This window comes from Thalassospira sp. UBA4513, from assembly GCF_002388495.1.
In the GTDB taxonomy this organism is placed as follows: domain Bacteria; phylum Pseudomonadota; class Alphaproteobacteria; order Rhodospirillales; family Thalassospiraceae; genus Thalassospira; species Thalassospira tepidiphila.
In genome coordinates this window covers 64,535-71,629 of record NZ_DGMR01000040.1, presented here as the reverse complement: position 1 = coordinate 71,629, position 7,095 = coordinate 64,535, and the positions used below count along the sequence as shown (strand labels likewise).

At 53.8% G+C, this 7,095-nt stretch carries 4 protein-coding genes; 1 reads left to right on the top strand and 3 read right to left on the bottom strand.

Translation table 11 applies throughout. The annotated features are described in order from the left end of the window. Positions 1 to 368: 368 nt before the first annotated feature. Together B2T33_RS19990 and B2T33_RS19985 are read right to left on the bottom strand one after the other, a co-directional pair. The gene (locus B2T33_RS19990; protein ID WP_063087164.1) at positions 369 to 1,022 is read right to left on the bottom strand and encodes a Crp/Fnr family transcriptional regulator; all 654 of its coding nucleotides are present in this window, start codon (positions 1,020 to 1,022) and stop codon (positions 369 to 371) included. A 167-nt stretch (positions 1,023 to 1,189) separates the two neighbouring features. Further along, positions 1,190 to 1,636: a VOC family protein gene (locus B2T33_RS19985; RefSeq protein WP_286792997.1), complete on the bottom strand. Its 447-nt coding sequence runs from the start codon at positions 1,634 to 1,636 to the stop codon at positions 1,190 to 1,192. A 392-nt stretch (positions 1,637 to 2,028) separates the two neighbouring features. Here B2T33_RS19985 and B2T33_RS19980 point away from each other — a divergent pair, with 392 nt between their 5' ends. After that, a complete protein-coding gene (locus tag B2T33_RS19980; protein ID WP_286792996.1) occupies positions 2,029 to 5,514 on the top strand; it encodes an indolepyruvate ferredoxin oxidoreductase family protein in 3,486 nt (1,161 codons plus the stop codon). Between the two features lie 45 nt (positions 5,515 to 5,559). Here B2T33_RS19980 and B2T33_RS19975 read toward each other — a convergent pair whose 3' ends face one another. Continuing rightward, on the bottom strand, positions 5,560 to 6,738 hold the full coding sequence (locus B2T33_RS19975) for a patatin-like phospholipase family protein (protein ID WP_040824236.1): 1,179 nt from the start codon (positions 6,736 to 6,738) through the stop codon (positions 5,560 to 5,562). Positions 6,739 to 7,095: the final 357 nt, after the last annotated feature.

Genomic DNA, 7,095 nt, shown 5'->3' with positions numbered 1-7,095 from the left:
GCATAATCGATATCCATCACGGAATCGACAACCGCACAGGCGTTGCTTTCCGGGTCCTTGACCACATAGCTGATCGTGTTGGTGTCTTCGTCGAAAAAGGCCGTAACTTCGGGTTTTACGGACATATTGACCGGGTATGCAGACATGGATTCCTCCTAAACAACTGCCTCCGTGCCGCCTTATGACTGGCGCGCACCGGATGGATTTGCGATGTCCCTTGCCCGCCTTGTTTGCGGGCAAAACATCTGGCTATGGTCTTTATTTTAGGAGTTCGCGATGGGCACTTCAGTGATGAAGTCACCAAACATCAAAACATTAACACCTAATAATTCTAAAGTCGCAGGGCGGCCGTGCTTGCGGCTGTAATTCTAGCTCTGTGCCAGTTTTTCCAACGCCGCACGATCAATCAGCCGGATGGTGCCACGTGATTGTTCGATCCAGCCCCGACGCTGAAATTCCTGAAGCTGGCGCGAAATCACTTCACGGGCAGAGCCCAGTTCGACGGCCAGTTTCTGATGGGTTGCTGACACCGTATCATTGTCCCCGGCCAGTTCGATCAGCTTGTGGGCCAGACGAATATCAAGCTTCTGGAACGCGATTTCTTCAATCACCATGAACAGGTCGGTGATGCGTTTGGAATAGGCGGTAAAGACAAACTGGCGGAACTCGATTGAGTCCGAGACAAGCTTGTCAAACACCTTGCGCGGGATCGCCACTGCGCGGGTTTCAGTTTCGGCAATGCCCTCGGCCGAGTAATCCTCATAGGCCAGAAGGCAGGCCGTGGTCAGAACGCAGCTTTCGCCCGCATGAACCCGATAAAGAACGATTTCACGACCGGTATCGGATGTCTGCTGCACACGCACTGTGCCATCAAGTAGCAGCAACAAATGTTCCGGCGATTTTCCCGGTCCGAAAATGACCGTATTGGCCGGAACGGTGACAATCTTGCTTTCTTCGACAAGGTAGGATCGGATGGCATCGGGCAAACGTGACAGACCCGGAAACTGGTCGATCCAACTCAAAACCTTATCCCCCTTGAAAGCGTGGATTAAAACTACATCCCGTTCGATGTAAAAGTAAATTATCCCCGATGCAACTGTACTTTGGAATATCTATGAAAACGGGCAGCCAATTGCTGCCCGTGCTGTGTAAGTATGAAGCGATGCCGTGATGGCGGGATGGATGCGCCCTACTCGGTTTTCTGTGGCGGGATGTGCAGATTGCCCTTCTCGTCAATTTCCCAGAACGGATTAAACGCCACTTCCCACGCATGGCCATCCGGATCACGGAAGTAACCGGAATACCCACCCCAAAAGACCTTCTCAGCCGGTTTCTGGATTCTGGCCCCGGCCTTCGCAGCCTCGGCCATCACCTGATCGACTTCTTCTTCGCTGCGCGCGTTATAGGCCAGCGTCAATCCGGCAAAGCTGGCACCTGTGTCGTCATCAAAGTGCCCGTCTTCCTTAAGCGCTTCGCGCCCGAACAGACCAAGGGCCAAACCATTGGACAGCTGGTAAAACACTACCTGCCCTTCGACCATTTCGGTCATCTGCCAGCCGAGGCCACCTTCGTAAAAACGCCGCGATCGATCCAGATCCGCAACACCGAGGGTAATCAGCGAAACACGCTGTTCCATTTCACGCTCCTTGCTGTGCGCACCCGAAACCCGACTAAACTTAACACGCCAGATTTTCACCGCCGAGCACAGACTCGGCCCTATTGGCAATTTCGCAGCGCAACAGTGCCGCAATTTTATTGCGCGTAAATCGGTACCGGAATAAGTAAATAATAAGTTGACCTTACGTCAACAGATGCAATCAGGCGTTTTGCATAGTGCGATGCGACTTCGCTTTGAAAAAAGGTCAGTCTTTATTACCATTTCAAGGTCAGGCACAGGTCCCGCACACCAGACCTGACAGATAAATTAAAGGTCATACCGAAACACTGCACAAACACCCATATCAATAAAAGCAGTGCATTGGGCCCGAAATGACCCCGCATATCAGAGAGATCCCAGGGAGACCGGTCATGGCACAACAATTGGCGGCAGTCCAACTCGACGACAAATACACGCTTGAGGAAGGCCGGGTTTACCTTACAGGTATTCAGGCACTGGTCCGTTTGCCCCTGATGCAGCGCCAGCTTGATGCGCGCGCGGGGCTAAATACCGCCGGCTGCATTTCGGGATATCGCGGATCGCCGCTGGGTGGACTTGATCAGCAGCTTTGGCGCGCCCAAAAATTCCTGACCAAACAACAGATCGAATTTCAGCCGGGCGTGAACGAAGACCTTGCCGCCACCGTCGTCTGGGGCAGTCAGCAGGTCAATATGTACAAGGATGCCAAATATGATGGCGTCTTTGGCATGTGGTACGGCAAGGGCCCGGGTGTTGACCGGTCCGGTGACGTTTTCAAACACGCCAACCATGCCGGCACGTCCAAGCATGGCGGTGTTCTGGTTCTGGCCGGTGATGACCACAGTTGCAAATCATCCACCCTGCCCCATCAGACCGAATATGCCTTTATCGATGCGCAGATCCCGGTTCTGAACCCGTCCGGTGTTCAGGACATTCTCGATTATGGCCTGCATGGATGGGCGATGAGCCGCTATTCCGGTTGCTGGGTGGCGATGAAAACCATCGCCGAAACGGTGGAAAGTTCGGCCGCGGCCGATGTCGCCCCGGATCGCATTACCCCCGTCATCCCGACCGATTTCCCCATGCCCGAGGGCGGCCTGCATATCCGTTGGCCCGACACGCCCAAGGAGCAAGAACATCGCCTGATGAAATACAAGCTCTATGCCGCACTGGCATATGCGCGGGCGAACAAGCTGAATAAAACCGTGATCGACAGCCCGAATGCGCGGCTTGGCATCATCACCACCGGCAAGGCCTATCTTGATGTCATGCAGGCATTCGATGACCTTGGCATTTCCGAAGAAGACGCCGCCAAGATCGGCATTCGCGTGCTTAAGGTCGGCATGAGCTGGCCGCTGAACCGCGAGGATGTCCGCGAGTTTGCCCTGGGGCTTGAGGAAATCATCGTCGTCGAAGAAAAGCGCGCGGTGATGGAAAACCAGGTCAAGGAGCAGCTTTATAACTGGCGCGAAGACGTCCGCCCGACCGTGATCGGCAAGTTCGATGAAAAGGGCGAATGGATCCTGCCATCGATGGACGAACTGACCCCGGCCCGCGTTGCCGTGGTTCTGGCCGAACGCATCAAGCGGTTCTATGACAGCCCGGCCATTCATGAACGCATCGACTGGCTTGCCGAAAAAGAAAAAGAAATTGCCGAACCGCGCCCGGATGTTGCACGCATTCCGTGGTTCTGCCCGGGTTGCCCGCATAACAGTTCAACCAAGGTCCCCGAAGGCAGCCGCGCCATGGCCGGTATCGGGTGCCATTACATGGTCAACTGGATGGATCGATCCACCGAAACCTTTACCCATATGGGCGGCGAAGGGGCGACATGGATCGGACAGGCCCCTTTCACCCATACAAAGCACGTTTTCCAGAACCTGGGCGATGGTACCTATTACCATTCAGGCTCCCTTGCCGTGCGGGCCGCGGTCGCATCGGGTGTGAACATCACCTATAAAATCCTGTTTAACGACGCGGTCGCCATGACCGGCGGGCAGCCGGTTGACGGCCCGCTAACCGTGCCGCAAATCACACGCCAGATGTTTGACGAAGGCGCCAAACGCATCATCGTCTTGTCAGACGAGCCCGAAAAATACCCGATGGGCGCGGACTTCGCGCCGGGCGTTGATATCCGTCATCGCGATACGCTGGAAGACACACAGAAAGAACTGCGTGAGATCGAAGGCGTTTCGATCCTGATCTTTGATCAGACCTGTGCGGCCGAAAAACGCCGCCGTCGCAAACGCAAACTGATGGTCGATCCGCCCAAACGCGTGTTTATCAATGATCTGGTCTGCGAAGGCTGTGGTGATTGTGGCGAACAGTCCAACTGCCTTGCCGTTGTGCCGGTCGAGACCGAGTTTGGCCGCAAACGCGCGATTGACCAGTCGGCGTGCAACAAGGATTTCTCCTGCCTCAAGGGCTTCTGCCCAAGCTTTGTCACCATCGAAGGCGGCGAGCTTCGCAAACCTGATGCCGCCGCCAAGGGTGATACCGGTACCGACGCAGTCTTTGCCAGCCTGCCACGCCCGACCCTGCCTGAAATTGACGAACCCTGGTCGGTTCTGGTCACGGGTGTTGGTGGCACCGGCGTTGTTACTATTGGTGCGTTGCTTGGAATGGCGGCCCACATCGAGGGTAAGGGTATTGTCGGCCTTGATATGGCGGGCTTGGCACAAAAAGGCGGGGCTGTTGTCAGCCATATCCGCTTTGCCAATGACCAAAACAAGCTGCATGCCGCGCGCATTCCGGCCGGTGAAGCCAATGTGGTTCTGGGCTGTGACCTTCTGGTTGCGGCAAGCTATGAGGGGCTTGCCAAAATGCGCCGGAACTTTACCCAGGCGGTGATCAACACCCATGAGACCGTTACCGGCGCCTTTACCCACAACCCGGATTTTGAGCTTAAAACCAACGAGCACATGAAGGTCATCAGTGATGCCTGTGGATCTGATGCGGTTCACTTCGTTGAAGGCAGTGACATTGCGACCCGTCTGATGGGCAATTCGATTGCGACCAACCTGTTCATGCTGGGTGTTGCCTGGCAGCGCGGTCTGATCCCGATCAGTGAAGAAGCCCTTATGCAGGCGATTGAGCTTAATGGCGTGTCGATCGATATGAACAAGCAGTCCTTCCATTGGGGCCGCCTGTATGCCCATGACCGCGACCGCGTGATAGGGATTGTCGGCCCGAACGAGGCAGAAGCCCACCCGATTGCGACCGAGCTTTCCGATATCGTTGCCAAGCGCCGTGCGTTCCTGACCGATTATCAGAACGCGGCCTATGCCGATCGTTTCACAGCGCTTGTTGATAAGGTTGTAGCGGCCGAGAAACGCCTTGGTGATGAAGATGATCTGGCCCGGACAGTAGCGAAATACTACTTCAAACTGCTGGCCTATAAGGACGAGTATGAGGTTGCCCGTCTTTACACCGATCCTGCGTTCCTTAAAAAGGTCACCCAGACCTTTACGGGGGATTACAAGATCAACTTCCATCTTGCTCCGCCGTCACTTGCCAATGCCGATCCGGAAAGTGGCAAGCCACAAAAATCGGTTTACGGTCCGTGGATGATGTCGGCGTTCCGCATGCTGGCGAAACTGAAGTTCCTGCGCGGCACCAAACTTGATCCGTTTGGCCGCAACCCGGAACGCAAGATCGAACGCCAGTTGATCACGGATTACGAAAAACTGGTAACCGAGGTCCTTGATGGCCTTAGCTTTGAGAATGCCCGCATCGCCAAGGCATTGCTGGCCTTGCCCGAACACATCCGCGGTTACGGCCACGTCAAGGAAGACCACATCAAAAAGGTCAAGGTGCGCGAAGCCGAACTGCTTGAACAGTTCCGCAACCCACCCGAACATCTCAAGGCGGCGGAGTAAGCCAAAAATCAAAAGGGCCGCATCATGCGGCCCTTTTTTTGTTACTCACACAAAGCGCGGAAAGCGGCTTTGGAATTCAGGCAGAATGCGCATCGCCCCTTCTCGCAAACTTTTAACAGACTTTTCCTGACGTTTGCGTTGGCGGTAATCCGCAATCATGTGATCAGTTGACTCAAAGCCGTCCTCGATCCCGCGATCAAGGTTTTCCCACGTCCAGTCATAGTTGATGTGCGGGGAAACCGGGATTTCAACGATATCGATCTTGCGACCACTTTCGGCGACTTCACGTTTGAAGGCTGCAACAGCGTCTTCGCTGGCCGATGCGGCAAACAGCATGATCAGGTTATTCAGTGCGTCATAAAGGTTTTCAGGCTGACGCACCTGCTTAAGATCAAGAATACGGCTGACCCAGACCTCGTCAACATCCGGGTGCAGGCGCAGGAAGTCAAAGAAGTTGACCGTATCAACAGTCGCCCCTTCGCAATAGGTATCGCCGTTGATTTCGACCGGCTCTTCGATAAACGGCAAGGCAGAACAGGCACACAGCGTCTGCGCGTTCATCTGTGGCAGGTCGTAGTGATCGGGTTTGTTGGTGAAAAGTTCAAGCCGCTGCTTGGACAGGTTATAGGCGTTGTGGAACATGGCCGGCTTGTCGGGCTGATACAGCCGATCAAAGTTCAGCCGGTCCAAAAACATGCTGTCGGGTGAATAGATCTTGGCCAGTCCCTTGGTCTGGGTCTGATAGATCGATCCAACCAGAAGACGTGACAGGGGATTTGCCGCAAGAAAACCGTTTAACAAAACATCGTTGAAATTGTGCGGCGTCCAGTATTTCGGATTGCCCATGAAATGCTGCACATGTTCAACGGCCTCGCCGATGGCGTCCGGCACGATCAGCCCCTGATAGCTGTTGGGGTTAAAGAAGTAATTGAGTTTGTTGGTGAAATCAGAAAAGAAATCCGGTGCAAAGGCCGATGCAATCGGGAACCGTTCATAGACACTTGCGGGCCGGAAAATTTTACGAAAGAAGGCGATGGTCTGGTCAAGTTCCTGACCCTCGTCGGCCTGATGCCAGGCAACCGAGAGCCAAGCGCCGATACAGGCAGACGACCAGATATCAAATTTTATATCCGGTTCCTGCTGCAGACGCTTAAGCACCCCGATGCTTAAGCCAACAGCAGGCCCGCCGCCTGAAAGAAAGATAGCTCGTTTGATCTTTTCCACGTCGCGATCTCCTTGTTGAAAACCGAATGGTTCGGTCCAAACAACATGGCGCAAACGATAAAAATGCCATCGCGTGCACCACCGCTCACCCCCAGGAGATACCAGTCCGTCTTTGCGGACCTGTAGATACAGCCATCATTATAATGATTTTAAGCCGCTACATTTGAGACAATTCTTCAATAGTGATGTGACAAAACACGCGATTACATATACTTAGATATATTAAATCTGGTGATTCATATACTAAATCGCACTTTTGAACAGATTTATGTTAAGTATTTTCTAAATTATTCGCCCGAAACCCCACCCATTTAACTTAACAAATATTTTACAAATAGGTTCATTTTACTTGAAACA